32 protein-coding genes are annotated in these 26541 nt (G+C 71.2%); 10 read left to right on the top strand and 22 right to left on the bottom strand.

Annotation, left to right across the window (positions count from 1 at the left end):
- Positions 1 to 204 precede the first annotated feature (204 nt).
- The 6 genes from ACZ7JZ_RS15930 to ACZ7JZ_RS15905 all read right to left on the bottom strand — a co-directional run bounded on the left by ACZ7JZ_RS15930 (position 205) and on the right by ACZ7JZ_RS15905 (position 4791).
- Complete coding sequence (locus ACZ7JZ_RS15930) at positions 205 to 882, bottom strand: SPDY domain-containing protein (RefSeq protein ID WP_329283937.1); 678 nt, start codon at positions 880 to 882, stop codon at positions 205 to 207.
- Between the two features lie 72 nt (positions 883 to 954).
- Entirely contained in the window at positions 955 to 1230 is a 276-nt protein-coding gene (locus ACZ7JZ_RS15925) for a hypothetical protein (RefSeq protein WP_470938885.1), read from the bottom strand.
- 40 nt (positions 1231 to 1270) lie between these two features.
- Entirely contained in the window at positions 1271 to 1633 is a 363-nt protein-coding gene (locus ACZ7JZ_RS15920; protein WP_329283935.1) for an SPDY domain-containing protein, read from the bottom strand.
- A 161-nt stretch (positions 1634 to 1794) separates the two neighbouring features.
- A complete protein-coding gene (locus ACZ7JZ_RS15915; RefSeq protein ID WP_470938883.1) occupies positions 1795 to 2460 on the bottom strand; it encodes a hypothetical protein in 666 nt (221 codons plus the stop codon).
- Between the two features lie 94 nt (positions 2461 to 2554).
- Positions 2555 to 3694: a hypothetical protein gene (locus ACZ7JZ_RS15910; protein ID WP_470938880.1), complete on the bottom strand. Its 1140-nt coding sequence runs from the start codon at positions 3692 to 3694 to the stop codon at positions 2555 to 2557.
- A gap of 62 nt (positions 3695 to 3756) precedes the next feature.
- On the bottom strand, positions 3757 to 4791 hold the full coding sequence (locus ACZ7JZ_RS15905; RefSeq protein WP_470938877.1) for a hypothetical protein: 1035 nt from the start codon (positions 4789 to 4791) through the stop codon (positions 3757 to 3759).
- A 244-nt stretch (positions 4792 to 5035) separates the two neighbouring features.
- On the opposite strand from ACZ7JZ_RS15905, the gene ACZ7JZ_RS15900 reads away from it, so the two are divergent.
- Positions 5036 to 5188, top strand: a complete 153-nt coding sequence (locus tag ACZ7JZ_RS15900; protein ID WP_470938874.1) for a hypothetical protein — start codon at positions 5036 to 5038, stop codon at positions 5186 to 5188.
- Positions 5189 to 5316: 128 nt separating this feature from the next.
- Here the strand turns inward: ACZ7JZ_RS15900 and ACZ7JZ_RS15895 are convergent, their stop codons facing one another.
- From ACZ7JZ_RS15895 to ACZ7JZ_RS15820, 16 genes are all read right to left on the bottom strand, one after another.
- Entirely contained in the window at positions 5317 to 6303 is a 987-nt protein-coding gene (locus ACZ7JZ_RS15895; RefSeq protein ID WP_470938871.1) for an MSCRAMM family protein, read from the bottom strand.
- 56 nt (positions 6304 to 6359) lie between these two features.
- Positions 6360 to 7193: a hypothetical protein gene (locus ACZ7JZ_RS15890; RefSeq protein WP_470938867.1), complete on the bottom strand. Its 834-nt coding sequence runs from the start codon at positions 7191 to 7193 to the stop codon at positions 6360 to 6362.
- Between the two features lie 13 nt (positions 7194 to 7206).
- On the bottom strand, positions 7207 to 8085 hold the full coding sequence (locus tag ACZ7JZ_RS15885) for an SPDY domain-containing protein (protein WP_470938864.1): 879 nt from the start codon (positions 8083 to 8085) through the stop codon (positions 7207 to 7209).
- A complete protein-coding gene (locus ACZ7JZ_RS15880) occupies positions 8082 to 9587 on the bottom strand; it encodes an ATP-grasp domain-containing protein (RefSeq protein WP_470938862.1) in 1506 nt (501 codons plus the stop codon). Before ACZ7JZ_RS15880 ends, ACZ7JZ_RS15885 begins: the two co-directional genes overlap by 4 nt.
- Complete coding sequence (locus ACZ7JZ_RS15875; RefSeq protein ID WP_121827754.1) at positions 9584 to 10858, bottom strand: MFS transporter; 1275 nt, start codon at positions 10856 to 10858, stop codon at positions 9584 to 9586. The genes ACZ7JZ_RS15880 and ACZ7JZ_RS15875 overlap by 4 nt, the downstream gene beginning before the upstream one ends.
- 82 nt (positions 10859 to 10940) lie before the next feature.
- Positions 10941 to 11366 carry a hypothetical protein gene (locus ACZ7JZ_RS15870; RefSeq protein WP_376394091.1) on the bottom strand — a complete coding sequence of 142 codons (426 nt, stop codon included), beginning with the start codon at positions 11364 to 11366 and terminating at the stop codon, positions 10941 to 10943.
- Positions 11363 to 12208 carry a winged helix-turn-helix transcriptional regulator gene (locus ACZ7JZ_RS15865; RefSeq protein ID WP_470938858.1) on the bottom strand — a complete coding sequence of 282 codons (846 nt, stop codon included), beginning with the start codon at positions 12206 to 12208 and terminating at the stop codon, positions 11363 to 11365. The genes ACZ7JZ_RS15870 and ACZ7JZ_RS15865 overlap by 4 nt, the downstream gene beginning before the upstream one ends.
- 31 nt (positions 12209 to 12239) lie before the next feature.
- Positions 12240 to 12638: a hypothetical protein gene (locus ACZ7JZ_RS15860; RefSeq protein WP_470938856.1), complete on the bottom strand. Its 399-nt coding sequence runs from the start codon at positions 12636 to 12638 to the stop codon at positions 12240 to 12242.
- Positions 12639 to 13058: a hypothetical protein gene (locus ACZ7JZ_RS15855; protein ID WP_375881032.1), complete on the bottom strand. Its 420-nt coding sequence runs from the start codon at positions 13056 to 13058 to the stop codon at positions 12639 to 12641.
- Positions 13055 to 13495, bottom strand: a complete 441-nt coding sequence (locus ACZ7JZ_RS15850; protein ID WP_383858352.1) for a hypothetical protein — start codon at positions 13493 to 13495, stop codon at positions 13055 to 13057. The genes ACZ7JZ_RS15855 and ACZ7JZ_RS15850 overlap by 4 nt, the downstream gene beginning before the upstream one ends.
- A gap of 141 nt (positions 13496 to 13636) precedes the next feature.
- On the bottom strand, positions 13637 to 14344 hold the full coding sequence (locus tag ACZ7JZ_RS15845) for a hypothetical protein (RefSeq protein ID WP_470938852.1): 708 nt from the start codon (positions 14342 to 14344) through the stop codon (positions 13637 to 13639).
- A 20-nt stretch (positions 14345 to 14364) separates the two neighbouring features.
- The gene (locus ACZ7JZ_RS15840) at positions 14365 to 15090 is read right to left on the bottom strand and encodes a hypothetical protein (protein WP_470938849.1); all 726 of its coding nucleotides are present in this window, start codon (positions 15088 to 15090) and stop codon (positions 14365 to 14367) included.
- Positions 15071 to 15454: a hypothetical protein gene (locus tag ACZ7JZ_RS15835; protein WP_470938846.1), complete on the bottom strand. Its 384-nt coding sequence runs from the start codon at positions 15452 to 15454 to the stop codon at positions 15071 to 15073. The genes ACZ7JZ_RS15840 and ACZ7JZ_RS15835 overlap by 20 nt, the downstream gene beginning before the upstream one ends.
- Positions 15451 to 15930 carry a type II toxin-antitoxin system RelE family toxin gene (locus ACZ7JZ_RS15830; protein WP_383794082.1) on the bottom strand — a complete coding sequence of 160 codons (480 nt, stop codon included), beginning with the start codon at positions 15928 to 15930 and terminating at the stop codon, positions 15451 to 15453. Before ACZ7JZ_RS15830 ends, ACZ7JZ_RS15835 begins: the two co-directional genes overlap by 4 nt.
- A complete protein-coding gene (locus tag ACZ7JZ_RS15825; protein ID WP_240449772.1) occupies positions 15927 to 16553 on the bottom strand; it encodes a DUF4913 domain-containing protein in 627 nt (208 codons plus the stop codon). The genes ACZ7JZ_RS15830 and ACZ7JZ_RS15825 overlap by 4 nt, the downstream gene beginning before the upstream one ends.
- Before the next feature lie 126 nt (positions 16554 to 16679).
- Complete coding sequence (locus tag ACZ7JZ_RS15820) at positions 16680 to 17435, bottom strand: DNA-methyltransferase (RefSeq protein WP_470938842.1); 756 nt, start codon at positions 17433 to 17435, stop codon at positions 16680 to 16682.
- A gap of 503 nt (positions 17436 to 17938) precedes the next feature.
- Between ACZ7JZ_RS15820 and ACZ7JZ_RS15815 the strand changes: the two genes are divergently transcribed.
- The 9 genes from ACZ7JZ_RS15815 (at position 17939) to ACZ7JZ_RS15775 (ending at position 26519) form a co-directional block, all read left to right on the top strand.
- Complete coding sequence (locus ACZ7JZ_RS15815) at positions 17939 to 19063, top strand: C40 family peptidase (protein ID WP_470938839.1); 1125 nt, start codon at positions 17939 to 17941, stop codon at positions 19061 to 19063.
- A 156-nt stretch (positions 19064 to 19219) separates the two neighbouring features.
- Positions 19220 to 19522 carry a DUF6112 family protein gene (locus tag ACZ7JZ_RS15810; protein WP_041662993.1) on the top strand — a complete coding sequence of 101 codons (303 nt, stop codon included), beginning with the start codon at positions 19220 to 19222 and terminating at the stop codon, positions 19520 to 19522.
- On the top strand, positions 19522 to 20211 hold the full coding sequence (locus ACZ7JZ_RS15805) for a hypothetical protein (protein WP_470938837.1): 690 nt from the start codon (positions 19522 to 19524) through the stop codon (positions 20209 to 20211). Before ACZ7JZ_RS15810 ends, ACZ7JZ_RS15805 begins: the two co-directional genes overlap by 1 nt.
- A 26-nt stretch (positions 20212 to 20237) precedes the next feature.
- Positions 20238 to 21590: an SCO6881 family protein gene (locus ACZ7JZ_RS15800; protein ID WP_470938834.1), complete on the top strand. Its 1353-nt coding sequence runs from the start codon at positions 20238 to 20240 to the stop codon at positions 21588 to 21590.
- A 108-nt stretch (positions 21591 to 21698) separates the two neighbouring features.
- On the top strand, positions 21699 to 23147 hold the full coding sequence (locus ACZ7JZ_RS15795; protein WP_376394104.1) for an SCO6880 family protein: 1449 nt from the start codon (positions 21699 to 21701) through the stop codon (positions 23145 to 23147).
- 50 nt (positions 23148 to 23197) lie between these two features.
- Positions 23198 to 23608 (top strand): DUF6238 family protein, encoded by a 411-nt coding sequence (locus ACZ7JZ_RS15790; RefSeq protein WP_329283908.1) that lies wholly within the window; start codon positions 23198 to 23200, stop codon positions 23606 to 23608.
- 30 nt (positions 23609 to 23638) lie between these two features.
- Complete coding sequence (locus ACZ7JZ_RS15785; RefSeq protein WP_383786327.1) at positions 23639 to 25153, top strand: VirB4 family type IV secretion system protein; 1515 nt, start codon at positions 23639 to 23641, stop codon at positions 25151 to 25153.
- The gene (locus tag ACZ7JZ_RS15780; protein WP_470938830.1) at positions 25063 to 26010 is read left to right on the top strand and encodes a plasmid replication/partition related protein; all 948 of its coding nucleotides are present in this window, start codon (positions 25063 to 25065) and stop codon (positions 26008 to 26010) included. The genes ACZ7JZ_RS15785 and ACZ7JZ_RS15780 overlap by 91 nt, the downstream gene beginning before the upstream one ends.
- Positions 26007 to 26519 carry a hypothetical protein gene (locus ACZ7JZ_RS15775; RefSeq protein WP_470905647.1) on the top strand — a complete coding sequence of 171 codons (513 nt, stop codon included), beginning with the start codon at positions 26007 to 26009 and terminating at the stop codon, positions 26517 to 26519. The genes ACZ7JZ_RS15780 and ACZ7JZ_RS15775 overlap by 4 nt, the downstream gene beginning before the upstream one ends.
- Positions 26520 to 26541 lie beyond the last annotated feature (22 nt).

The following is a 26541-nucleotide window of genomic DNA, read 5'->3' as shown; positions in this document are numbered from 1 at the left end:
GTCCACCCGCACGCGCAGACAGCGCGCCATCGAGCACGACCAGTGCACTGCGGTGTGCGGGGCACGCCGCTCGTGGACACCAGGTGTCGCGTCGGCCCGGTGGTCGGGCAGAGGGTGCCGTCCGGGTGGTGGGCGGTGAGACGAGGAAGACGACGTGGCACGAGAGCCTCCTTGGGGATGCGCGATCGGCGTCGCGGGGCCCGGTCAGGTTGCCGGGGTGGTGAAGAGTCGGCCGGCGGCGCTCTCCGGTGGGTTGCGGCGCCACACTGGGGCGGGCGAGGCGAGCGATGTCGCGAAGGCCGCGACGAGGTCGTGCGGGGCGCTGGCGCTGAAGACCGCAGTCCACTGGTACGGATCGCCGATCACCGGCTCGGCCCACGCCTGCCAGCCGGGCAGACCAGGGCGCGGGTCGCCATCGCGAACCAGTTCCGGCAGTTCGGCCCAGGCGAAGCCCGCGGACATGCCGGGATCCCAGGCCCGGGTGTCGGGGGTGTCGATGTCCCGGGCCCAGCCTTGCGCACACAGCGCGTCGAGGACGCGCTCACGGCCGTCGTAGTTGACGGCCGGGTCGGTGCGCGCCTCGACGGCGAGGAGGAAGTCGGCGATGGCTTCGGGAGGTGTACCGGTGGTGAAACAGGCGGTCCACTCCATCACGGCACTGGCCGGGTGCTGACGGGCCGAGACGTGCCAGGCGACCTGAAGGTCGCCGAGGAGGAAGTCATGAGAGCCGCGCACCCACTCGGCCCCGGCGAGTCCGCGAGGACTGAGGTGCAGCAGGGTGGAGCGGGCCGTCGTCCAGGTCGACCAGCCGGCGTCCACGAGAGGCACGGCCACCCGGTCGGCGAGTTCGTCGTCGTCTCCGGCCAGGTGGCGCGGGCGCACCCAGTAGGCCGGGCGGGAGGAGCGGAAGGGGTGGTTCGGGTTCAGGGGCGCCTCCAGGTGATGGGGGTGGGGCTACTGCGCGGCGATGCCGGTGCGCGAGCGGCGGGGTGCTTCGGTCGGCTCGTGCCAGCCAGCGGCGACGGTGACCTCCGGCGGGACGGGGCCCTGCTGATCCCCGTTCTCCGTCACGTAGACCGTCGTACGGCCGAGCGCGTCCTGTACGGCGATCACGTCGGCGATGCCGTGGCGGAACGGGAAGAGGGGGTTGATGGCGAGGCACACCGGGGTGTCGGGGTCGACCGCGGACAGCCGGTCGATGAGGTCCTGAGCGGTGAGGGTGGAGGACAACAGCAGCTCCTGGAGAATCGAGCGGAACAGGGTCCCTAGGTCAGCAAGGGGCAGCGGGGGCGGACGTGGCCAGCACGCTGCGGACTGCGGCGGCGACAACGGCGGCGGGGGTCTCCTTGCGGAAGGAGACGCAGTAGCCGGGCACATCTGCGGTGCCGGTGACGGCGAGCTTCCAGCCCTCTCCGTCGGTGCCGGGCCGGCCGTCGGGAAACCAGCCGAGGTAGAGCCGCCCGTCCCGGGAGTTGATGTGGACATCGGCGCGGTCGTCGACGACGACCTTGAAGTCGGCGTCGGTGAACAGGTCGATGACGTCCACCGGCTGCCCTGGGCCGAGCAGCCACGTCCGCAGCCTCAGGTCGGCGACAGTGGTGGAGAAACCTGGCCTCGCGGCATCGACGGTCATGGGCATACACCTCTCTGACCTGGACATTTTCGGGAAGGGGTCCACGTTGACATCCCTTCGCCCCTGTCCACCAGTCCTTCCCCGCTTCTTCCTGTCTGCCTGGGGCGAACTCTCGGATTGGGCCCTTGGACGCGTCCCGACGCGACAGGACGGGCCGTGGGTCAGGGCGCCGGACTCTCGTCCTGGGCGGTTCTCCAAGAGGTGCCAAGTTCTGCGAGCCGCCGTCGCATTGCTCCCCGCTGCTCCTCCAGTTGCGTGGAGACCGGCGAGAGCAGGTAGACGTTGCCTTGGTGGAGACGGAAGCCGATGCGCTCCCAGCCCCGGGCGATCTTGTCGTTCACCCGGTCCCACTCCGTTTGATCTCTCAGACAGTCGCTGCTGAGGTCGGTGACACCCGGCGAGCACGCGATGCCACGGCAGCCGGCCATGAGCCGGTGGATCGCTTCGATGGCGAGGATGGCGCCGAGTCCGTACCCGCGCCACGGCTCGTCCAGGGTCACCTTGTCCATGACGAGCAACGAGGAGCCCACGTACGGGAGCTGACCGCTGGCGTCCTCGGTGAAGTTCCCCGTGTCCGGATCCAGCAGGGCCTGGGCGATCTCGTCGAGTTCGTCGGATTCCTGCTCCATGACCCGGAACGCGTTCAGGCCCCGATCGAGGTTCACCCGGTAGAAGGTGATCGACCCCGCCGTCGTCTCCTCGTGCAGGACGGCCACGTCCCACCGCTCCATGGTGTCGGCCTGCGGGCTGTCGGTGAGTTCGTCGGTGTAGCAGAGACGCAGACTCAGCTCGGAGGGATCGCCGGGGAGCAGGGACGGTGCTTTCACCGCTGCAGCCTAGCGAGACGCTCGGGCAGACGGCGCGGCAGTCGAGGCGGGGTTCCGCTTACCGACTGGATTCTCGCCGCGCGAGGTCTCGGCGTCAGGGTTGCTCCAGCAGCTCTGCGCTGATCCGGTCCCAACTCGGCTTAGGGCCGTCGACCGGGCGTACGACTGTGAGCAGGCGGCCGTCGAGGAAGGCATCGAGTCGGTCTCCCGTCAAGGAGGCCAGTCGGTCGCGCTGTGCGCGGCGGTCCACCTCGACCCGCTCGCCAAGGACTCCCAGTAGTACCTCGTAACGCGCCGGTCCAAGGACGTCTCCGCGGATCCACTGCCCTCGGACGGGAACGCCGGCGAGCGTGCCGAGCTGGGTCTCCTCACGCTCGAAAGCCCGGTTCATCGCGGCCTCGGCGGCCGGCCCCACCCTTCGGATGGCCTCCTTGGTCGCGGCCTGCCCGCCGACCCCAGGAAGCGTCACGACAAGGTCCTCGGCAAGGGGCGGTTCCATCACCCGGCGGCGGTCGGGCGGCGGAACTCGGAAGTGCCAAGGCTTGGTGGATCCGGGCACCTCGATCCACCCGGTCTTGAGGTCCGACAAGGCGGCGGAGCCATCCGGAAGGAAGATGTCGACGTAGACGCCGCCTTCACCGAGCCACACCCAGCTCATGAAGTAGGCGTGATCTTGGAACTTGGCAGACCAGCGGGCCAGCGTCTCCAGGCGCTCCTTCTGTTCCTTAGTGCCCTTGCCGGCCGGGAACATCTGCTTGGCACGCCTCCGCCGCCCGCGCGCTTCCCCCGCAATCGGCCCATCGGCCAGGTCGTACAGGAGATCGGGCCGTACGCCCGACTTGCCGTATACGCCCTGGAGCTTGCCGGGGAGCACGTCGAAACTACTGAGCCGGTCGGTGGTGTGAGTCCAGTCGAACAGAACCTCGCTTGCGGCACTCATCACGCCGAGCCCGGTACATTCGCTGACGAAGCGCTGGATGTGTCCTGCGCTGGAGTCCAAAGCAGAGCACTTGACCCCGAGCGGGTCCTTGGTCTGGTCGCCGGTGATGTAGCTGAGCAGCAAGCTGATCTCGTGGGTGCGCACGCTCTTGTCGACCTTCTTGCGCAGGTCGCAGGCGAGGGCGTTCACGTTGACCATGGCGGCCAGGGAGACCGGGAGCGGGCCCTGCCCGATCTCGTGGGCTTCGACGGCCTCCGCGCCGGTCTTCCCCTTCTCAACGGTGAAGCGCCACACTCGGGCGCGGACCCTACTCATAGGAGAAGACTACGGTCCGGTTTCCCTGGTGTTTTCGGCCGTCAGTGCGCAGCACTGGGGCCAGGGTCCAGCTCGCCGTCCAGGAGTGCTCGGACGATCCTCTCCGTTCGTGCCGTCATCTCGGGTCCGTGGCCGTCGAGGTTCTGGGCGAGTTCGCTCTGCGGCATGTCGAGTACCTGTTTCATCTCGCCGATCAGGGCGGGCCAGCCTGCCAGCGAGTCAGTCAGTTCGTCCACGTTGGCGGACCAGTCTGCCCGGCGTGCTCCCAGGACGAAGGCGACCAGGAGAACGGCCATGAGGGGCTCGCTGTCGAGGGCGGAGTGTCCGCCCAGACCGGCCGGGTTCTCCTTGCCGGTCATGGCCACAACAGCCCGAGTGAAGACGGGGAGCTGGAGGAAGAGCGCCGCCGCGGCCGGTCGGGCTTCCTCCCATTCGGTATCGGTTGCTTGGCTGAGTGCCTCGGCCATGCGCGGCAGGGAGACGAAGTCGGCAGCGCCGACGAGGACGCTGGCCGGACCGGTGAGCCAGGGGGCGGCGTTCTCCATGCGTTGGCGTCTTCCCGGGGAGACGCCGAGGACCTTCTCGATCGTCTCCGCCTCGTCTTCCGTCACGTCCGGCTGCGTGCCGAGGGCGAAGATCTGCAGCAGGTGCGAGACTGCGGCGGCCCGTTCGCCTGCCGGGACGCGGATCGGGCGGGGCAGAGCGTTCCCGCCTCGCTTCGCGGCCATGGTCGCGGCGACGGCGCCCACGACGGTGTCCAGGCTGTCACCGGGGCCGAGGTTCCGGCGGCGCGTCTCGGTCCGCAGGAGCTGCTGCAGCTCGTGCGACAGCCCGTCGATCACGACGGCTGCGGAGGCGCGGACCGCGGCGAGGGCCAAGGGGAAGTCCTCGACCCACAGCACGACGCGCAGCACGTCCACGTTCGAGGTGCACTCCCGCCACTGTAGGAGGCGGACGAGCTGGCGGTCGCTGCCCGGCGGGTAGACCCAGACCGGGCGGCGACCGTCGTTGCCGACGCGGACGGGACGGGGCATCAGGCCGTCGCGCCGGAAGTCCTCCAACCGTCTCTCGTTCATCGTGCTGAAGCCGGCGGATGTGGCGGCACGAAGAAGGTCATCGCGCTGCAGGACACGGGGTTCAACTGCCATGCGGGGCAGCGTAGGGGGGCGATCGGCCGCCGGGCGAGCCATGTACTCCCGCGCCGGGCCCCTCTAACTTGCAAACGGGTCTTCGGCCGTTGTCACCAGCGGGTTCGCGCTGCTTCTGTGAGTGGGCGGCGCCGACTCAGGCGTCTTTCCTCCCTCTCGAAAGGACTGTTCTATGTCCAGGATTCAGGTAGCGGCCGTGACCGGAATGGCGGTTCGTGTACTCGCGAAGCGGTGGGCCAACGCGAATGGCCTGAGCAGGGAACAGGGCCTCCTGCTCGCCTGGGCGGCCGGCTTCCTCGCTTCGGTGGCGGTCATGCGGGTCTGACTCCCGCTGGCGCGCTTCGGCGCGGCCGTCGCCAATACGTCGAGGGCCCCGGGAACCATGATGGTTCCCGGGGCCCTTCGGGCTGGGCGTCTCCTACTGGAGTGCCGGCCGGGGGACTGTGTCCCTGGTCAGTTGGTGGCCGGGGTCTCCTCCTCGTCTTCCGTCTTCTTGCGCCGTGCGGCGATCAGGGCACCGCCGCCGGCAGCGATCAGGAGGCCGCCGCCGACGAGGAGCCACGCGTTGGAGTCAGCGCCGGTGTGTGCGAGGGAGCCCTTTGCGGGCGGGGTGCTCGGGGTGTCGGTCGGGGGCACCGGTGCGGTGGAGGTGGACTGGCTCGGGGTCGGGGTGGCCGGCGGGGTGGTCGCCGGAGTGGTGGGAGGGGTGACCGGCGGCGTGGTCGGCGGGGTCGTCGGGGGCGTGGTCGGCGGGGTGGTGGGCGGCTGGGTCGGCTTGTCCTTCTTGCTGTTGGCGAAGGTGGCGGTGGTCTTCTCACCGGGCTTGGCTGTGATCTTGACCGGGGTGGTGTCGAGCTCGTAGCCGGTGGGGGCCGTGATTTCGGTGCCGGTGTAGGCGGTGCCGTTGCGGGAGGAGACGGGGAGCTTCGCCGTGGCTGTGCCGTCCTTGCCGGTGGTCAGGGCGATCGCCTTGCCGGTGCCGGTGGAGGGGGTGATGTTGATGACGGCGCCGGCCAGGGGGGTGCCGGTCTTCTTGTCGGTCTTCTTCACCAGCAACTCGGCGGGCTTGAAGGCGTCGATGATCGTGAGCTTCGCGGTGTGCTCGGGGGTGACGATGACGTCCTGGTCGGGGGCCAGGTCGTGGAGGGGGCTGCCGGAGTCGGTCTCCTTGAGACGGTAGGTGCCGGGGTGGACGTTCTCGAAGCGCAGGATGCCGTCGGCGTTCGTCTTGCCGGTCAGGGCCTTGGTGCCGTTGAGGGTGTCGAGGAGGGAGAACACGGCACCGGCGAGGAGGGTGCCGTCCGGGTCCTTCTTGGTGATCTCGACGGCGCCCGGGGGGATCTCGGGTGCGTTGGCGAAGGCGGTCGGGGCCCAGATCAGGGAGCTGGTCGCCAGGGTGGTCGCGGCGAGGGTGGCCGCGGTACGGCGGGTGGCACGCATGAAGAAGGGGGTCTCCTCGGTCAGGTGTGTGGTGGGGGTCGCGTCGGACGTGGAGGTCAGTGGGAGCGGGCAGCCGGCGTCGGGCCGGGGGCTCGGACTGCTCGTACGGCTGGTGGGCTCGTCCGCAGTGGTGTGGAGGTGGCCGCGTGCCGTCGGGCGGCGGCCTGGACGAGGGAGCGCTGCCGGTCCATCGGCAGGCTGGCGATGCGTTCGAGGGCTTCGGCGGTGTCGGGGCCGAGGCGGCGGCCGGTGAGCTGGGTGACAGCCGCGGCTTCGGCGAGCATGCCCTGGTCCAGCGGGAGTCCGAGCATGTCCATGACGTAGTAGCGGGCGTTGCGCAGGGTCCGGGTGATGGGCAGGTCGTCGTGGGTGCCGCTCTCGGCGAGGTCGAGGACGGCCTGGGTCGCTTCGTGGAGGCGGGTGAGCACGACCGTGTCGGTCGCCCAGAGCGTCGCGTGCCAGCGATCGGTCCACGGGCCGGGTTCGGCGAAGCTCCGGGGTGCGGTGATGACGGGGCAGGCGACCTGAACGAAGGTGACGATCGCGGTCCGCAGGCCGGTGAGGTCGGCTCCGGCCCAGGGAGGTAGGCCGTCCTGGTGCCAGTCGCGTATGACGCCACGTCCGTCACCGGACCTTCGTTCGGCGTCGCGGCGGGTGAACGTGCCGTGCTCGCTGAATCGGAGGTGTGCGGTGTCCAGGGTGCCGCGCTCGGCGTCGATGACGGCCAGGCGCAGGCCGTCGTACTGACGGTCCATGATCGTGCGGGCGAACTCGATACGCAGGCGGATCGACGAGTCCGTCGGGTTCGCGTAGTAGACGTCGCCGACGACGGTGCCGAACGGGAGAGGAAGGTCGAGCCGGTCGAAGAATTCCTGCGCGTACAGGGGCAAGGGACTCCTTGGGTCAGCGGCTGGCCGAGCGGCCGGCGGGCGGTGAGGCGGTCGCCAGCGGCCGGGTGCCGGTGCTCCAGCGCGGGACGCTGCGCGTGGTGATCGCCGGGGGCTGGCGCTGGACACGCTGGACGTCGAGCGGGGTCGGTACGGGGGTCTTCGGCGGGGTGAGCGGGGTGAGGTTCGCCAGGGCGGCAAGTTCGGGGGCGAGCTGTTCGCGGTAGCGCAGGACCGGTGTCGGGTCGAGCAGGGCCTGCGCGGTGGCCGCGATCAGGTGGGCGGGTGTGCGGGAGGTGAAGCGGGCTTCGGCTCGGTGCCATCCGGAGGGTCCGGCCCACAGCAGGACCGTCTCCTCGTCGAGGTCATCGCTGCCGACGTCGATGGACACCCCCGCGGTGCCGTCCGGGGCCGTGATCTCGACGTACGGGCCGCGGACACTGCTGGGTCGGCCCCCAGCCCCGAGGGATGTCGAGCCCGGAAGCCGCTGGGTCTGCCAGCCCGCGTCGAGCAGCGGCTGCACTCGTGCTGCCCAGTACGGGGAGGGGGTTTCGATGAAGGGGTCCTGGTCCTTGCGCGCGTCCCAGTCGCGTTCGAGGGCGGTGGTGAAGGCGGCGACGATCTCGGCGGGGAACTCGTTGTTGAAGGTCGCCGACCAGCGGGTCGGGGACGAGGCGTCCTCGCTGGCGGAGATCTTGTAGACGTCGAAGTCGTCGCCGTACCAGCCGATGCGGATGCGCTGGTCGGGCGAAGTGATCAGCATCTGGCAGGGGCCGTCCTCCAGGTGGACGGTGGGCCAGTGCTTCACGGGGACGAAGCCCGCGTCGCCGCACCAGTCGGCCCCTGCGAGGTAGCGCGGGGAGACGTAGACGTCGCCTTCCGGCGTGTACGTCATGCGGCGCCTTCCGTCCCAGGGCCGCCGGGCTGGACGGTGAGGGTGATGTGCTGCGCGGTCTCGGCCAGGCGTTCCTCGACCTTGGCGGCGTCATAGCCGGTGACGACGTAGAGGCCGGCGCGGGCGACGTCGACGTCGCCTTCCGGGGGCAGGACGATCCGATCGCCGACGGCGCCGATCCACTGGACGACGTCGAGCCAGCGACTGCGGTCGGCGAAGGCGCGGTCGATGGAGCGGTGGGTGAGGATGCCGGAGGTCTCCGGGTAGAGCAGGGTGACCCCGGCGGCGCGCAGGCGGGAGTGCTCCAGGTTCGGGGTGGCGCCGCAGGCGAGGTCGGCGGCTATGCGGGGCAGGTCGAGGCCGGTGGCGAGGCGGACGAGGTGGCCGATGAGGTCGCCGCCGATCCTCGCGTTGACCTCGATGATCCGCGGGCCGGTGGCTGTGAGGCGCATCTCGACGTGCTGAATGCCGTGGTCGATGCCGAGCGCGCGGACCGCTGCGGCGGCGATCGGGGCGACCTCGTCGAGCAACGTGTCGGTGGCGTCGACGGTGTGGCCGACCTCTTCGAAGTACGGCTCGAAGCCGAGCTTCTTGCGGGTGACGGCGACCGCGTGGGTGTGGCCGTTCCGCGTGACGCACTCGACGCTGATCTCGGGGCCGTCGAGGTACTCCTCGACCAGGACGTCGGTGTTCTGGCCTCCGGCCAGGGCAGCGCCGGCCGCGGCGAAGTCGAAGGCGGCGGCGAGGTCTTCGCTGGTGTCGACGCGGATGACGCCGACGCTTCCGGCCTGGCCGGCGGGCTTGAGGACGATCGGGTATCCGATGTCCTCGGCCAGGATGGTGGCCTCCAGCAGGTCGCGGACGCGGCCGGAGCGTGCCGAGGGAACCTGGTGGGCGGCGAGGAGCCGGCGGGTGGCGTGCTTGTCGCGGCAGTTCTCCATCACGGCCGGCGGATTGGTGCGCAGGCCGAGGTCCTCGGCGAGCTGCGCGGTGTGGACGAGCAGGTTCTCGTTCCAGGTCAGGACGCCCGCGATGGTTCGGCGGGCACTGATCGCCTGTCCGGCGGCGAGGAGTTGGTCGCGCTGGTACGGGTCGGCGACTTCGTGGTCGACGATGTGCTCGGCTTCCCAGGTGAGGGGCTGCGGGGTGATGACAGCGACGTCGTAGGCGGCGGCGACCTGCCCCAGGCAGTAGCCGCGGTACACCTCGTCGCCGGGGGCGACGACGAGGACCGTGGGGCGGCTGGTGGTCTGCGTCAGGGAGGTCGGGGGGACGGTCACGGGGAGGTCCTTGTCTTCGCTGGTGGTCGGGTGGTGGCGGGTGGCGGCGTCGAGGAGGCGGCGTAGGTCGGTGGCGAGGCCGCCGGGGGCCAGGAGGTGGCCGGCGAGCGTGGTCGCCTCGGCGGAGGTGAGGGCGGCGAGGCGGTCGGTGAGTCCGCGGACGAGGGAGGCGGCGGCGAGGGCTTGGTCGGCGCTGAATCGCGACAGGTGCGGGGTGGTCATGGGGTGGTGGGTGCTCCGGGCTGGGTGGTACGGGGGCTGCGCATGGCGGGCTCGCGGCGCAGGCGCCAGAACGCGCACGCGAGACCGGCGGCCTGGAGGCCGGCGCATGCGGTCAGCACGTGGCCGAGTGCGGCGGCGGGGGTGAGGGCGACGACGATTCCTGCGAGCGGGAAGGGCGTGAGCATCACGAGGATCGTGACGGCGAGGGTGGCGCCGAAGACGGGCTCGGGGATGAGGTGGGAGCGCAGGGTGCGCAGGACGACGGTCATGCCGCCTTCGCCGGCCATGAGGACGGCGGTCAGGGCGAGGAAGGAGGTGTAGTCGCCGGCCTGGGAGACGGCGAGCCCGGCCAGGGCGGCGACGGCGGCGCTTGCCGCGCCCGCGGGCCACAGGCCGAGGCGGTCGATCGCGAACCGGCACAGGGCGACGGCGAGCAGGGAGGCGGCTGCGGCAGCGGACCAGATCAGGCCGACGGCGGCGCTGGACTGGCCGAGGTGCTGGACGACGATGACCGGGGCAGCGGCCTGCAGGACGCCGGTCGCCATGTTGGAGACGGTCAGGCCGGTGATGAGCCAGGCCAGTGCCGGGATGGAGACGAGGGTCTTCCAGCCGGTGCGCAGTCCGGCGAGTGCGGGCGCCGGTGGCGGGACGAGGCGCGATTCGCGGTGCCAGGGGGCGAGCAGGGCCCCGAGCAGTGAGCAGGCGGCCATTGTCAGCAGGGTGCCGGTGACGCCGACGGCGTGCAGGAGGAACCCTGCGAGCGCAGGTCCGGCGAGGGTGGCGGTCTGGTCGATGCCGAGGAGGACGGACTGCACCCGGTGGGCGCGGTCGCCGGCGTCTTTGCTCGCGGTCGCGCCGGCGGTCTCGGCGGCGATGTAGGAGAACTCCGTGACGACTCCGGTGATCGCGGCGAGCGCCATCACGGTGATGGTGGCTCCCGTGCCACCTGCCTGGGTGGGCAGGATGAAGGCGGCGGCCACGACGACCATGGCGCGCAGGACCGAGGCGATGCGGAACACGCGCTTGGTGCCGTGCCGGTCCACGACCTGTCCAGCGAGCGAGAAGGCGGCGAGCCTGGGCAGCCACTCCAGGGCGAAGGCGATGCCGGTGAGGGTGGCGGACTGGGTGGTGGCCAGCACGATCAGCGGGATGCCGTACGTGGACATCGCGAAGGCGCCGGCGTCGGCGGTACGGGGGAGGTAGATCCGCCGCAGCAGGGAGAGCTGGGGCGGCAGAGCGTGCCGGGGTCCGGCGATCACGAAGTCGGTCATGTGCTTTCGTCGGAGATCAGGAGCGGCGCCCGCCGCAAGCGGGTGGAAGACGAAGACGAAGTAGGAGGAGGAGAGGGAGCGGCTACCGTCCGCCGCGGCGGGGCGACGGAAGGCGGGAAGGTGCCGGGGGCGGCTTGGGAGCGCCGTTCAAGTCGGCGTAGCTGTTGGTGAGCAGCCGCAGGAGTTGGATGCCTTCGCCTCTGCGGGCGACGAGCGCGTCGATCTCGCTGCCGAGGGACTGCAGGAGGCCGTCGGTGGAGCCGAGTCGGTAGCGGTCGCGGCCCTGCGTCACGGACTGGAGCTGGCTGATGGCCATGTCCGCCCGCTGCAGCAGCGTCTGCTGCACCTCATCGACGTTGTCCGTGGTCTCACGGATCAGGTCAGCGACGGTGGCGAGGGCGGTGCCGGGCTGGTGGGAGCGGAGGACGAGGCCGCGGGCGGCAAGGGCGTCGCGGACGGTCTTCGTGCCCAGGGCCACCACTGGCCGCGGCTCGGCGGCCTCGCTCACCGGCGTATGCCTCCCGCCGGAGGCACCATAGCCTTGACCGGGCGGGCGACCGGCGGGTGGGAGAAGAGATCGCCGGACTTCCACGAGGCCACCGCAGGGGCCGTCCTCAGCACGGCGCCGGCCACCACTGTCTTCGAGGTGTGCTGGGTCGGCACCGCGGCCGGCCGGGCCGGGGCACGGCGGGCGGGGGGCTGGCCGGTTGCCCAGGCGGTGAGCGCCTCGTAGGCGGGGGTCAGGCCCCGGCCGGCGGCGGTGAGCACGAACTTCCCTTCGTGGTCCCGCGTCACGAGGCGCTTGTCCGACAGGTGCTTGAGCGGGTGGTAGACGGCCGTGGGGTGAGCGTCGACGAGTACGGAAGAGGCGAGGGCCGCGCCGGTGGTGGCGCCGCGGTCGCGGAGCGCCCACAGGATCGTGGTGGCGTGCCGTCGCGAGATCAGGTGGAGGGCGTCCTCAACCTCCTCGGCCTTGGCCGCCGGACGGGTCGTGTTCTTCTTGGTGACGGGGTCCTTCACGGTGGGCCGCTCCAGGTGCTTGCTCCCCCACGCGGCGAAGTGGTCGAGGACGGGCAGCAGAGCGGCACCCCGGTCGGTGAGCGTGTAGATGACGTGGCGGCGGGTGTGCTCGGTGCGCCGTACCAGGCCGGCGGCCTGCAGATCGCGGACCTTCGGGTGGAGCTGTCCGTCTGCCATCCACGGCATCCGTGCCTTGAGGTCGGAGTAGCGGGCGGGCTCTGTGAGGCTCATCAGCACCCAGGCGTTCCACCTCGGCGAGATCGCCTCCAGGGCCTGGACCACCAGGTCGATGTCACGGGGTGCGGGGGCGGGCAGGCCGGATGCGGGCATGGAGATACTCCTGAGCGTGGTGGTGGGGTGTTCAGCGGGTTCGCGCGGTGGTCGCGGCCGGGGCGGGCGTCTGGGCGACGGGCGTGGCGGCGGGGGCCGGAGCGCGGTGAAGGCTCCGCATCACGGCGTTGGCGTGGCGGGCCTGAGTGTCGCGGATGGCGACGGACTCGGCGATCCGGCGGCTGCAGTCGAGGAGGTGGCCGGGAGTCGCGGGACCGATGCCGCGGCCCGGGTCGGCGAGCTGAAGAAGCCGCTCGCGCTGGAACTCGATGTTCTTCTCGGCCAGTTCAACGGCGGACAGCGACCCAAGGAGGGCGGCCAGCATGGTCGGCTGGTCGGTGGTGGCGGAATGTGCCTCAAGGTCGGCCCGGGGTCTGCCGTAGAGGGATTCGATCCGCTCGGCGAGTTGGTCGGCTACGGGGTGGTGCAATCAACGTCCCTTCGCCCGTTGGACCGTTATCTGTTCCGCAGGTACCGCTCGGGCAGTGATCGTCGGCTGGTTGAACGTCACTGCGCGTTGATGCTCCGGCGGTGGTTCGGATCGCAGGACCTTGTCGAGGACCGTCAGGTAGCCGCGTCGGGCCTGGAGTGCGGCCTCCATCCACTGGGCGTCCATCCGCAGGTCGTCCTCGGACAGTTCGTCCATCGGGCGGTCCGGAGCGCTGCGGTCGTGGACGCGGTCGCGGACCCTGGCCACGTGCTGCTCGGCCACCGCGAGGAACGCTCGCAGTTCCAGGGCTTCGCGCAGGTGCCGGGTGTGCTCGGGGGCGGCGAGGAGCTGGTCGAGCGGGGCCCCGAAGACCTCGGCGAAGCGCTCGTCCCGGCTGCTCGGCTTGATGGTGGTGCTCATCGGCGGGTCCTTGCGGATACGGGGGCGGGCTGCGGGACCGGGGTGGTGGTGAGTACGGGTCCGGTTCTCCGGGCGGCGCGGCTGGTGGCCGGCTGCTCGGGCAGGGGGTAGTCCTCCAGGAGGTGGCGCACGGTCAGCGCCCGGCCGTCGCGGATGGTCAGCGCGGTGTCGACGCGCTGCGCGAGCGTCATGACCTGTTCGTCCAGCTCGCCGGCGGGGGCGGACTGCAGAGCGCCGAGCAGCTCGTCCTCGGCCGAGGTGAGCAGGCGCTGGGCCTCTTCGAGGTCGTCGTACCAGCGGATGACCGCGCTGGGCAGGAACGAGATGGTGCCGCGGGCGGCGGCCACGGCCTCGCGCAGTTCGTCCACGGGGACGCCGAAGCGGTCCTCGATCTCGCGGGCGACGGCGCGCAGGACATCGTCGGGTTCGTCGGTCACGGGCAGACTCCTCTCCTTGACGCGGACAGGGGGGAAGGTCCGGAAGCTGTCGCTCCGGGCGGGTGATCTCTAGGATCCGGAGAATCCCCGGTTCACCTAACCGGGGATTTGCTGGTACCTTTCGCCGCTCTCGCCGGGTGGTCATCGCTTCCGGCCCGGGGCGGTCGTCGGGCCGGCAGGCTTCGCCGGGGACCGTGGGGAGTTGGTGGCCCGGGGCCTGGACAGCGGCGTGCTGCGGTCGTCCAGCCAGGCGAGCGCCGCGTCCGCGGTGCCGAAGGCGCCCTCGCGCAGCTGGTGGGTGTGGGCCCGCAGGTCGGTGGTTTCCAGCAGGAGCCGGTAGGGCTGCGGCCCTGTGCGGTCTTCGGCTTCCAGGAGGACGACGGTCTCCTGGGTCGGGTATCCCTCGCCGGTGTAACTCATCACGATCGAGAACTGGTTGCCGTGGTCGCGGAAGCGCTGCTCCAGCCCGGTGGTCATCGTGTCGGCGGGGCTGGTGCCGATGTCATCGGACCGGCTGATGGCGGAGGGCGGGCAGTGGCGCTGGATGAGCCAGGACTGCGCGAGTGCGTACAGCGGGAGGCGTGCGCCGGCGAAGGTGAAGGTCCGTGCCTCGGTGTCGCGGGTGAGATGCAGTGCGAGGAGCTGTGGTTCGCCGGGCAGCCCGTACATGGCGGAGGTGTCATGGAAGACGAAGAAGCTCTGCCGGCCGTCGGGGGTGTGGTGCTGAGCCAGCGTGGTCAGGTCGGTCTCGCTCAGGGCGATGCGGTCGCCGAACTCCCGCTCCACCGCTGCTGAGGCCGGTCGGTAGCCCTGAAGACGAAAGGCGGGTTCGTAGCCGGAAGCGGACAAGGGTCTCCTGGGACTTCGGTTCAGCGCGTGCGGGTGGCGGCGTCGGGCCAGGCACCGGGGCGTGGCGCGGGACGGCTCGTGACACGGCTGGACGGGCGAGCGGCCAGCGCGGCGCGGCCTGCGTCGGTGAGAGCGACCGGCTGTCCGGCGTGCAGCGGGTGGCTGGTGTCGCGGTCGACGAGCCCGGCCGTCTCCAGCCGGGCGAAGTCATGCTGGCCGATCCTGGTGCCGGAGGCGGTCACAACGGAGAGCCGCTGGGTGAGCAGGTGCTCGCGGAGCTTGGCGCCCTGGCCGATCGCCAGGAGCAGGGCGATGTCGTGGGCTTTCAGGTCGGCGTGGCCGGCCGGGGTGCGGGCGGCGTTTGCTTCGACGGGCTCGAGGACGTCGGACAGCTCCGTCTCGCGAACGCCGCGGATGCGCACAGCCTCCTGGAGCTGCGTGACCGTGCGGCCGATGCGGTCAAAGAGCGCGGAGTCCATGGGGTACTCGCCGCTGGCGAGGCGCTGGAGGAGCACGCGGTAGAAGGTGACGGACCGCTCGGCGCTGGACAGGGATCGGTGGGCGGCGGCGACGCTCTCGGTCTGCTCGTCGAGCAAGCCGCGGTCGTGGTCGCGCCAGAGCCGGTCGACGGTGTAGCCGACGGCAAGCTCGACGCGGTGGTCGAGGGACGTCAGCGCCTTGCGGACGGGCGTCGTCGTGGACCGGGGCACGTTCGCGCGGCCCCGGTCACTGCCGTCGGCAGCCACGCCGCCCCGCAGCGTCCTCGTCGCCGGCGCGGTCGACGGCTTCATAGCAGTCCGGGGAGCAACTGTCGGGGTCCTCCTCGCAGGAGGACTCCTCCGCGGGAGCGCAGCAGCAGGGGGCGGACAGCAGGACGGCGAGTTCCTGACCGGCGGCAATGCGGTCGATGAGGATCTCGGTGCAGGCGTGGAAGCCGTCCGGCGTGATGTCCGGGTGCGGATTGGTCAGGGCCTCCAGCAGGCGGCGCTCCAGCTGCTGGACCTCGATGTAGGTCTCCAGCAACGCGCGGTGGTGGGGGTTCTCCGGCTCGGCCGGGAGCTCAAGGAGGTTCTCGCCGAAGTGGTCAAGGAAGTTCGGGAAGGCTGTCAACGTACGGCTTTCGTGGTGAGGACGGTGGGCTGGGCGGAACGGGGAAGGCCGGGGGGCGGGCCGGGCTTCGGGATCTCGCGGTAGGCGTCGATCTGGGGTGAGCGGGTGCGTGCGGCATGCGCGCGGGCGCCGACCGGACGGTGGTCGATGCCGAGGCGCCGGGCCACGGTGTCGTAGATGTCGTGGTTGGCCCGGGGGCGGACGGCCACGACGTGGATCTCCATGGGATAGGCCGAGGCCGGCGGGGCCGGCCTCAGCGCGTAGACGATCCGCCAGGCGGCCTGGCGGTCGACGTAGAGCTTGCGCAGTCCGGCGAGTTCGGCCGTGAGCTTGCCCCCGTGCCGGTCGGCGTTGACGACCTCCTGGAGCAGCGCGAGCGACAGGTCCCGGATGTCGCTGGGGGCCTGGAGCAGGTCGGTCAAAGCGCGAGGGTCGAAGGTGAGGCCGAAGGCGGGCGGCCGGCCCTCGGCGATCACTCCTCCGCCTGCGCCGTCTCAGCGTCGCGGGCTACGGCGCGCACGGAGCGGCCAGGGCCGCGAAGGAGGCGATGTGACGGTCGCTCGGGGTCGGTCTGGCAGGCGGACAGCGGTCCGCCGGCGGCCCGGATGGCGGCCATGCAGTGCGTGAGGAAGTCCCGGTGCCATACGAAGGGACCGGCCGGTCCGGCCTCGGGGTCCTTGTGCTGCAGGTAGGCCATCCACAGGGCGTGGAGCCAGGCGACGACGTCGAGGTGTTCCTGCCACTGGTCGCACCATGGGGAGGCGGTCGTGACCTCGCTCCCGTAGGTGGGCATGAGGAAGTCCTCCACCCAGTCGGTGAGCAGGTCCAGCTCGCTCTCGTACTCCTCGCCGTCCAGCTCCAGAATCGGACGCGGCTCCGGCGGCATCATCGCCGCGGACGGCATCGGCGGCAGGCCGAAGCCGGGCAGCGACACCGGTCCCGGTGCGGCGGCGAGGTGGTCGAGCTGCCGCGCCTGCTCGGCGGAGCGGTCGAGCAGCTTGCGGACGGTGGCCTGGATGCTGTCCAGGTCGCCTTCCGGAAGGCGCACCGGGTCGAATTCCCCGGCGGCGCCGAATTCCTCCAGAGGGTCAGGCTCCAAGGAAATCTCCTCCTCCGGCGCACACGGCAGCCGGAAATTCAAGAACGGGTGATGGGACGGCAGGGCCCGAATGCGCGCAGGCGCGGATAACGAACCGCCCGTAACTCGCGGTTGCGCGCATCCGGGTCAGGACGTCAGGGTGAGGTCGTCCTGCCCGAGGGTCTGCTGGAGCGTTTCGGTGAGGCGGTCGGAGGCGATCTCGGCGTAGTGCCGGGTCTTCTCGACGCCGATGAAGTCGCGACCCTCCAGGAGAGCGGCCACGCCGGTGGAACCTGAGCCGCAGGTGAAATCGAGGACGGTGCCGCCGGGCGGGGAGATCTTCACCAGCTCGCGCATCACCTCGACCGGCTTCTGCGTGATGTGCTGCCGGGCCTTGCCCGACGGCTGCGACGCCGAGTAAAGGCCGGGCAGGTAGACGGGATTACGGGAGCCGTCGATCGCACCGTTCGACGCCCACACGATGAACTCACAGGACTGCTTGAAACGGCCCTTCTGCGGGCGGACCTGCGGCTTGTGCCAGGCCAGGACGCCACGCCACAGCCATCCGGCCGCCTGGATCGCGTCGGTAGTGACCGGCAGCTGCCGCCAGTCGGTGAACAGGAGCGCCGCACCGCCGGGCTTCGTCAGCCGGTGGGCCTCGGTCATGATCTGCGTCAGCCAGTAGCCGTAGCTCCTTTGGTCCATGTTCTCGCCGGGGAAGTCCGCCAGCTCATGGCCGGCGTCGGCGGAGGTGTACTTCTGTCGAGCGGTACGGGAGGTGCGCTCCTTCGCGGTCCGCCCGCCGGAGTTGTACGGCGGGTCGGTGATGACCGCGTCCACGCAGTCGTCCGGAAGGCCGGCCAGGACGCCGAGCGCGTCGCCGTGGTGAAGGGAAAAAGGCAAAGGGGTACCCCGATTCGGGTCACGAAAGAGAGTGGGAATCCCGCCTCGCACTGAATGCGGGCGCCGCGGCGGCGAATACAGGCACGGAAGGCCGGCATGCCGAAGGAGAGCGGCGGGCAAGCGGGGGAAGCCACACTGTAGGACACGATTCCCGGTTGACCCCTGCGAGGCGAGAAATTAGGTCAACCGGGAATCGGCACCTACAGTCTGACCACCGCCCGGCCCCAGCTGCCGAACGGCCACCCCTCCCCCTGCCTTCTGGAGGCACAGCCTTGTCCTGACCCCGCTCCCGACGCCCCCGAGGACGCCCGACCGGCGAGAGGCAACTCGCCCCGCGGCCACTCCTCCCAGGCTTTCCGATCACCTCATCCCGGCCCTCGCGCCCTTCTCACCTCGGACCAGCGCGGCCGGACTTCACCTCAAGGACCACTCGTGACACAGCCGTACCCTCCCCTGCCTCCAACCCTGCGCAGAACCCTCGCTCCCTCGGGAGGCTCGGCGGATTGAAGGGCATAGCCGCAGCCGTCGGCGTCGTCGTCCTCTCTCCGCTCCTCCTGGCCGGCGCAGCCGCCACAGCGGCTGCCGCCAGCAGCTCCGCTTCCCGCGCCACGCAGTGCGATGTCGACAACACGGTCGACGCCAACGCCGTCGCCCAGCAGGTCGCGGGCATCCTCGGCGGCTCCGGCGCCACCCCCGGCATCCAGATCAAGGGCCTGGAGCTACCCGCCGAGCAGATCCCTCACGCCAAGACGATCATCGCCACCGGGATCGCCATGAAGGTCCCCGAGCGCGGCCAAGTCGTCGCCCTCGCGACCGCGATACAGGAATCCCGCCTGCGCAACCTCCGCTACGGCGACCGCGACAGCCTGGGCCTGTTCCAGCAGCGGCCGAGCATGGGCTGGGGCACCGCCGAGGAGATCCTCGACCCCGTCCATGCCTCCACTCGCTTCTACGAGGGACTCCTCAAGGTCGCGGGCTGGCAGCAGATGACGATCACCCAGGCCGCCCAGGCCGTCCAGATCTCCGGCTATCCCGACGCGTACGCCCAGTGGGAGTCGCTCGCCCGTGCTCTGCAGGAGGCGATCGTCAAGACCCTCCCTCAGGGCGGAGGCGAAACCGGGGCTCCGGGCGGCCCGGCGGGCGGCGGCTGCCGACCCGGCGAGGACGGAACGCAGTGGGGCGAGATCCCCCAGGGCACCGTCCCCGCGGGCTACAAGATTCCCGCCGACGCCTCCCCGAAGGCCCGCACGGCGATCGACTGGGCGATGCACCAGCTCGGCACCCCGTACCAGTGGGGCGGTACCTGCAAGGACTCCCACGGACCGGATCCGATGGGCCGCTGCGACTGCAGCTCCCTGATGCAGGTCGCCTACGCGAAGGCCGGCGTCACCCTCACCCGCACCACGTACACCCAGGTCAAGGAGGGCGCCCCGGTCCCGGTCACCGCGCTCAAGCCCGGTGATCTGCTCTTCACCCGCGGCACCGCCGCCGTCCCCGAGCACGTCGGGATGTACATGGGAGCGGGTCTCGTGATCAACGCGCCGAAGACCGGGCGCCCCGTGCGGATCGAGAAGGTCGCCGACTGGCAGATCCTCGCCGTCCGCCGCATCCCCGCCCTCAACTCCTAGCGCTCCCCGCCCGCTTCCCGGGCCACGGGCCGCTTCCCCCGGCCGCCGCGAGCCGCATGCCGCCGCGCGCCTTCCCCTCTTCCTCTTTCCCGCTGGGCCATCTGTCCTGCGCTCGCAAGGAGTTCGACCATCCCCACCCTCGCTCACCTCCAGCAGATAGCCGACCGCGTCACGTACCTGGCCTACGACCCCGGCGTCTCCCCGAAGGGCGGCTTCCTGCCGGGCCTGGACCTGCTGCGCAACGTCGTCAGCTCCATCAACATGGCCGCGATCATCGCCGTCGTCGGCGCCCTCGCCGTCTCCCTCGGCGTGTGGGCCTGGGGCCACCACACCGGTGGCCACCAGGCCGAGGCCAACGGGAAGAAGGGCGCCCTCGTGTCCGCGGGCGCCGCGCTCGGTCTCGGTGCCGCCAACGGGATCATCGCGTTCTTCTCCACGCTCGGCACGCAGGTCCGCTGATGGGCAAGCGCTCCCGCCCACGCGTTCGCGCCGCCACCGCGCACTGGTCCACCGGCCGGCGCGTCGCCGTCCTCGCCGCGGTCCTGGCCCTGCTCCTGGCCGGCGCCGGCCTTGCCGCCTACCTCACTTCCGGCGGCGGCCGGGGCAAGGCACCCTCCGGCAAGCCGTCCGTCAGCGGTCCGGCCGCCCGTCCAGGCACGTCCGCACCCGTCGCGGAGGCTGCGACGGGGACGGTCTCCCCGCCGCCGCAGCTGTCCGATCCTCTCGCCTACGGCCGCGCCGCGGCGGTGATGCTCTGGTCCTACGACACCCGGGCCACCACCCGCGACCAGCAGCTCGCCGGCATGCACGCGTGGATGACGACCGAGACGAAGTACACCGACTGGACCTCGATCCAGGCTCAGGTGCCCGACCCGCTGCTGTGGTCGCGGATGCACGACCAGGGCCAGCACGCCACCGCGACGGTCTCCCAGTCGCACTTCCCCTCGGCGTTCAAGCAGGCCCTGGCCGAGAACCCGGCCGCCCTGACCGAGGCGTACATCTACGCCGTCACCGTCACCGGCAAGCAAGCCATCACCTGGAAGGACGGCGGAGGCGGCGCCGAGGACCGCTCGGTCACCCTCGCCGTGCAGTGCCGGCCCAGCGCCGACTGCGCCCTGGTCGCCATCGCGCCGAACACCGCCCCCTGACCCGCAACAGATAGGAGGAGTCCGTCGTGGACTTCTGCGCTCTTCCGGTCGCGGGCAAGCTCTGCGACGCGGCCGACGCGATCGACTTCGTCTCCGACCCGGGGAAGGCGATCACCGAAGGCATCGGCAACTGGATCGCCAAATCCTGCGGCGAACTCGCCGCCGCAGCAGCCGACCTGGCCGCCGAGGCCGTCAACACCACCACCAAGATCGACCTCGGCGCCGGATGGTTCCGCGACAACTACGAGATGCTGCTGCCGATCGGGCTGACCATCCTCGTCGCCACCTTCTGCGCCCAGCTTGTCCGGGCCGCGATGAAGCGCGACGGACAGGCACTCGGCCAGGCGTTCACCGGCACCGTCGGCGGCGTGATCTTCTGCTTCGCTGCCATCGCCCTGACGACGGTCGCGATCGAAGTCGTCGACGCCTTGTCCGACTCGCTGTTCGCGGCAGCCGGCACCTCGATCGACGATGCTGTCCGCCGCATGGTGAAGGTCTCGCAGATCGCGGCGATCTCCCCGCTGGGCTGGCTGGTGGCCGCCCTCGCAGCCCTCGGCGCCGCCGTCGGCGCTGTCATGTACTGGTGCGTCATGATGGTCCGCAAGGTCGGCATCCTCGTGCTCGTGACCCTGGCGGTCTTCGCCGGAGCGGGCGGCGGATGGGAGGCTGCCCGCCGCTGGCGGCGCGGCTGGATCGAGGCGACCGCCACCCTGATCGTCTCCAAGCTGTTGATGACCGTGGTCTTCCTCCTCGGCATCTCCGCCATGGGCAAGACCGACGCGGACGGCGGGATCGCCGCGCTCGCCGACGTCATGGCCGGCATCGTCATCATGCTCTTGGTGATGCTCTGCCCCTACGCGACCTTCAAGTTCGTGCACTGGGCGGCGGAGTCCACCGACGGTGAGACCCTGCACCGCTCCGGCGGGGCTGGTGCCCAGCTCGCCAAGCAGCACGCCGAGAACGCGACCCGCAAGGCGGCAGCCGCAGCAGCCACCGCGGGAACCGGCGGCGCCGCCGCCGGGGCCGGAGCTGCATCGCCGCAGGGCCCGGCCGCAGGATCCGGCGCCTTCCCCGGCGACATCGCCTCCAGCCCCTCCGGAAGCGGTGGCGGCACCGGAGCATCACCGGCCATGGACAAGGTCCAGAGCGGCCTGAACGAGGCAGTCAGCTCCATGCCGACCAACCCGGCGGCCCAGGACTCGGGCAACTCCGTCGGGGCCGGCAACAGCGCCCCCGGCGGACCTCCCGCGGGTGCCACACCGCGCAGCACGCAGGACGGAGCGCCTCCGAGCGCCGGCGTCGTCGGTGCCGCGCAGGGCTCCGAGTCCGGCACGGGCGGCAGCCCGTTCACAACGCCGCAGTCCCCCGCCGGTTCCTGACACCCGACACTCCCCTGGTTCCCGGGACGGGACACGAACGCTGTGTCCCGTCCCGGGGGCCGCCTCCTTCGGAAAGCCCTTGCCTTGTCTGACCTCACGATCACCCCGATGACGGTGAAGTTCCCGACCAGGTCCCGCCGCGGGATCCTGCTCGGCCTCTCGCTGCCCCAGCTCGCCCTCACCTCCGCAGCACTCGCGCTGCTCCTGGTCACCGTCGTGACCACCGGCCTGCCCGGCGCCCTGATCCTCACCCCGCTGTGGGCGGGGGTCGCCGCCCTCGTCGCCGTCCGCCGCCGGGGCCGGTCCCTGATCGACTGGGCGCCGATCGTCGCCCGCTACGCGCAGCGCCGCCGCACCGGGCAGACCCTGTGGCTCGCCCGTCCGGTGTCCCGCCCGCGCGCCGAAGGAACCCTTCACCTGCCGGGAACAGCCGCTTCGATCAAGGTGGTCACCCCGGCCGACGGCCAGGCAGCGGCTCTGCACGATCCCCACCAGCAGACCCTCACCGCGGTCGCCCGGGTGACCAGCCGCGCCTTCGCCCTGCTGGACCCCGCCACCCAGAACTCTCACGTCCAGGCGTGGGGGCGGGCCCTGGCCGGGATCGCGCGCACCGGGCACGTCGCCACCGTCCAGGTCCTGGAGCGGACCGTCCCCGACTCCGGCGACACCCTGACCCGGCACTGGAACACCCACGGCCGGCCCGGTACACAGCTCGCCGGCCAGGTCTACAGCGATCTCGTCGCCTCCGCCGGCCCGGCCGCCGCCCCGCACGAGACGTACCTGGCCATCTCCCTCGACTTGAAGGCCGCCAAGCGCCTGATCAGCCAGGCCGGCGGCGGGCTGCCCGGAGCCTTCACCGTCCTCGGCCAGGCCACCTCCTCCCTCACCCAGGCCGCCCGCAACGCCGGTCTGACCGTGAACGGCTGGCTGAACGCGCGGGAGATCGCAGCCGTCATCCGCACCGCCTACGACCCCAAGGCCCTGGCCGCGCTGCAGCAGTGGTCGGACACCGGCCGCGCCGAAGCCGACCCCGCCGCCGCTGGCCCCGTCGTCCAGGTCGAGGAGCCTGACCGGCTCATCACCGACACGGCCCGCCACACCACCTACTGGGTCGAGAACTGGCCGCGGACCGAAGTCCTCGCGGGCTTCCTCCACCAGCTGCTGTTCACCGCCGGGGTGCGCCGCTCCTTCTCCCTCATCTACGTCCCCCAGGGCTTCGAGTCTGCGATCCGCGACGTCCAGCGCACCAAGGCGACGATCATCGCCGACGCCAACGAGCGCGCCCGCCGCGGACAGGTCGACTCCGAAGCTGACGTCGTCGAGTACGGCGACGTCAAGGAACGCGAGAGGCAGCTCATCGCCGGCCACGCCGACGTCGCCATGACCGGCCTGCTCACCGTCTCCGCCGACACCGACCAGGCCCTGGACGCAGCCTGCGCCCAGATCGAGACCGCCGCCGTCACCGCCCAGGTCGACCTGCGCCGCCTCGACTACCAGCAGCCCGACGCGTTCGCCCTTGCCGCACTCCCCCTCGCCCGCACCGCCCAGGAGAAGTAGGGCCCCGCCGCCTGATCCATCCAGGCCACCGCAGAAAGACCCCCACCCTCTTGGCCACCACCACGACCGACCCGACGGACGCCCACCCGTACCTGCGGGCCGCGACCGCCGGCATCCGCCACCACGCCCGGTCCATCGGCCGGGGCACCCCGGCCGACCGGCGCCACCTCGACAACCTGCACGAGCACGTCACCCGCCTGCACCTGCTCCTCGACCAGCTTGCCGAGACCGTGCGCCCCGAACACCCCACGTCAGGACGGCATCTGGCCACCGCGCACCTGCGGCTGTGGCAGGCCACCGCCAGCCTCCACGACGCCTTCCACACCCTGCCCGCCGCCCCCGCCTGCACCCCCGACCGGCTCCCCGACGGCCCGCTCGTCCTCACCATCTGCCAGCGCCACCTCGCCTCCGGCCACGCCGTCCGCCGCAAGACCACCCCGGCCGACCACGGCACCGCCTGAGCCACCTCGCGCAGAAACGATCCCCCAGCCATGTCCCGACACCGCCCCGGACGACGGGCTCGCCGCGCCTCGGCCAGCCCCCTGTTCACCCCGCACGGCGCCGACCGCACCACCCGGCGCGCAGCCCGCAAGCAGCTCGCCGAAGCCCGCGCCAAAGCGCAGGCCGCCGCCGTGGAGACCACCGGCGCCACGGCGGCGGAGGCAGAGATGCCCGCGCCGCTCTACGCTCCCGCCGGCCGCCCCGGCACCGCCTCCGCCCGCGGCAAACGCCTGCGCCTGCCCGCCCACCGCATGACCACAGCCACCGCGAGCGGCGCCTACCCCTTCCTCGCCGAAGGTGGCCTCGGCGCCGAGGGCATCTACATCGGCCGCGACGTCCACGCCGAAGGGTCCTTCGTCTTCGACCCCTTCTCCCTGTACGGGAAAGTCGAGGGCTTCACCAACCCGAACATCCTTCTGGCCGGGGTCATCGGCCAGGGCAAGTCCGCCCTCGCGAAGTCCTTCGCGCTCCGCTCGGTCGCCTTCGGCTACCGCGTCTACGTCCCGTGCGATCCGAAGGGCGAATGGACGCCGGTCGCCACCGCGCTCGGCGGCACTTCCATCGCCCTCGGCCCCGGGCTCCCGGGACGGCTGAACCCGCTTGACGCCGCCCCGAAGCCTCCGTCCATCTCGGACGCGGACTGGGCCGGCGAGGTCCGCAAACGGCGCTTGCTCCTGCTCGGTTCCCTCGCCCGCACCGTCCTCGGCCGCGACCTGCTCCCCATGGAGCACACCGCCCTCGACATCGCTCTGGACGGAGTCGTCCAGGCCGCCACCGCCGCTGGCCGAGCCCCGCTGCTCGGCGACATCGCCCACACCCTCGCCCAGCCCCACCTCCTCGACGCCGCCGCCGGCACCGTCTCCGGCCACCTCGGCGACGCTGCCCGCGACCTCTCCCACGCCCTGCGCCGCCTCGTCCACGGCGACCTCGCCGGCATGTTCGACGCCCCCTCCACGGTGGCCTTCGACCCGACAAGCCCGATGCTCTCCATCGACCTGTCCCGGCTCGGGGGATCCGGCGACGACACCGCGCTGGTACTGGCCATGACCTGCGCCTCAGCGTGGATGGAGGCAGCACTCACCGACCCCGACGGCGGCCGGCGCTGGATCGTCTACGACGAGGCGTGGAGGCTGATGCGCCACCCCGGCCTCCTCCAGCGCATGCAGGCCCAGTGGAAGCTGAGCCGCGGCCTCGGCATCGCCAACCTCATGGTCATCCACCGGCTGTCCGACCTGCTCACCGCGGGCGACGCCGGATCCCAGGGCCGCGCCCTCGCCGAAGGACTCCTGGCCGACTGCTCCACCCGCATCATCTACCGCCAGGAAACCGACCAGATCCAGGCCGCCGCCACCCTCCTCGGCCTCACCGCCGTCGAGACCGAGGCCATCTCGCAACTCACCCGCGGACGCGGCCTGTGGCGCGTCGCAGGCCGGAGCTTCGTCGTCCAGCACCTCCTCCACCCCACAGAGAAGTCGCTCTTCGACACCGATGCCCGCATGCACTGAGTGCCCAACCGACCAACACCACAGATCGGCAGGACAACACCATCGACCTACACCCGACCACCGCGCTCTTCCCCCTACTCGACGAGGAAGAGCTCCAGTTCCTCGCGGACGACATCCGCGAACACGGCCTCGACAACCCCGTCGTCCTCGACACATCGGGCCGGATCCTGGACGGCAAGAACCGACTTCGGGCCTGCGAGATCGCCGGCATCGAGCCGACCTACACCACCTACGAAGGCGACGACACCGGCCGGTTCGTACTGTCGGCCAACAAGCAGCGCCGGAACCTGACCAAGGGCCAGCTCGCCATGATCACGGCTAAGTCGCATTCACTCGGTGAACATGACGGACGTTCTCCGGGTGGACAGTCCGTTCGTTCACTCAGTGAGCAGGCCGGCGTCTCGGTAGGACGCATCGGACAGGCCAGCATGGTCCTGCGGCATGCGCCGGACCTGGCCGAGGCCGTCATCAACGGCACGATGGGCCTGAACGAGGCGTACTCGGTAGCGCAGAAGAACAAGGCCCAGGCCGAATCGTCGGAGGCCCAGCTCGCACGCCTGCGTGCCGAGGACCCCCAACTGGCCGACCGGGTCGCCGAGGGCGAACTCACCATCCAGGGCGCATGGGCGGAACGCAAGGCCCGGCAGGAGGAAGACCTGCGGCAGCGCCGGGTTGCCACCAGCCTGCTCTGTGAGGTTCTCCCCGCCCTCGCTCAGATACGCGGCAGCCGCACCTTCGCCCAGTACGACCCCGAACTCGCCCCGCCCGGCCGCGCCGTCACCCGCGAAGTGATCGAGCACGCCGCAACCGCCCTGGCCGAAATCGCCACCGTTTGGAAGGACCGCGACCTCCCGTGAAGTACTCCTCCGACCCCCAGCTGCGCCAGCTCGCCCTCGAAGCCGCCCAGCACGTCACCACCGACGTCGGCCGTATGCACAAGGACGACTTCCTCGACGACCTGTGTGCCCGGATCCGCGAGCGCGACGACCTGGAGGGCGCCGTCCTGAGGAAGGCCGCCCAGGGCCTGATGCGGGACCTCGGCGAGCGCCGCAGCCCTCGCCGCAACAAGAGGACCGGCGGCCTGTACCACCCCGAGAGCATCATCAAGCTCGGCAACGGGATCTGGGTGTGGATGAAGCACACCACCCCGACGGACATGACGCAGTGGGGCCTGATCTCCTCGCGGAACACCGTCCGCACCATCACCGCCGCCGCGGACACCCAGCAGTACATCCACGAGCGCACCGACGCCTTCCGCTCCCACCCCGGAATCTCCAGCCTCCACCCGCTGGAGGAAGCCGTCTTCCAGTACCAGCAGGACACCCTCGACGACGCCGACTGGGACCGCGACCACGAGGACCTGTAGGCGCCCCAGCCTCGTACCTCGA

Source organism: Streptomyces sp. NPDC038213 (assembly GCF_055600495.1).
Note: the sequence above shows the minus strand (reverse complement) of the source record. Positions and strands in the feature narration are given on the sequence as shown.

Excerpts from the sequence above, each read along its gene's own strand:
- ACZ7JZ_RS15865 (WP_470938858.1), bottom strand. The coding sequence starts at position 12,208 with ATGCCCGCATCCGGCCTGCCCGCCCCCGCACCCCGTGACATCGACCTG.
- ACZ7JZ_RS15905 (WP_470938877.1), bottom strand. The coding sequence starts at position 4,791 with ATGAACGAGAGACGGTTGGAGGACTTCCGGCGCGACGGCCTGATGCCC.
- ACZ7JZ_RS15900 (WP_470938874.1), top strand. The coding sequence starts at position 5,036 with ATGTCCAGGATTCAGGTAGCGGCCGTGACCGGAATGGCGGTTCGTGTA.
- ACZ7JZ_RS15895 (WP_470938871.1), bottom strand. The coding sequence starts at position 6,303 with ATGCGTGCCACCCGCCGTACCGCGGCCACCCTCGCCGCGACCACCCTG.
- ACZ7JZ_RS15805 (WP_470938837.1), top strand. The coding sequence starts at position 19,522 with ATGGGCAAGCGCTCCCGCCCACGCGTTCGCGCCGCCACCGCGCACTGG.
- ACZ7JZ_RS15795 (WP_376394104.1), top strand. The coding sequence starts at position 21,699 with ATGACGGTGAAGTTCCCGACCAGGTCCCGCCGCGGGATCCTGCTCGGC.
- ACZ7JZ_RS15855 (WP_375881032.1), bottom strand. The coding sequence starts at position 13,058 with ATGAGCACCACCATCAAGCCGAGCAGCCGGGACGAGCGCTTCGCCGAG.
- ACZ7JZ_RS15920 (WP_329283935.1), bottom strand. The coding sequence starts at position 1,633 with ATGACCGTCGATGCCGCGAGGCCAGGTTTCTCCACCACTGTCGCCGAC.
- ACZ7JZ_RS15875 (WP_121827754.1), bottom strand. The coding sequence starts at position 10,858 with ATGACCGACTTCGTGATCGCCGGACCCCGGCACGCTCTGCCGCCCCAG.
- ACZ7JZ_RS15880 (WP_470938862.1), bottom strand. The coding sequence starts at position 9,587 with ATGACCACCCCGCACCTGTCGCGATTCAGCGCCGACCAAGCCCTCGCC.
- ACZ7JZ_RS15885 (WP_470938864.1), bottom strand. The coding sequence starts at position 8,085 with ATGACGTACACGCCGGAAGGCGACGTCTACGTCTCCCCGCGCTACCTC.
- ACZ7JZ_RS15785 (WP_383786327.1), top strand. The coding sequence starts at position 23,639 with ATGTCCCGACACCGCCCCGGACGACGGGCTCGCCGCGCCTCGGCCAGC.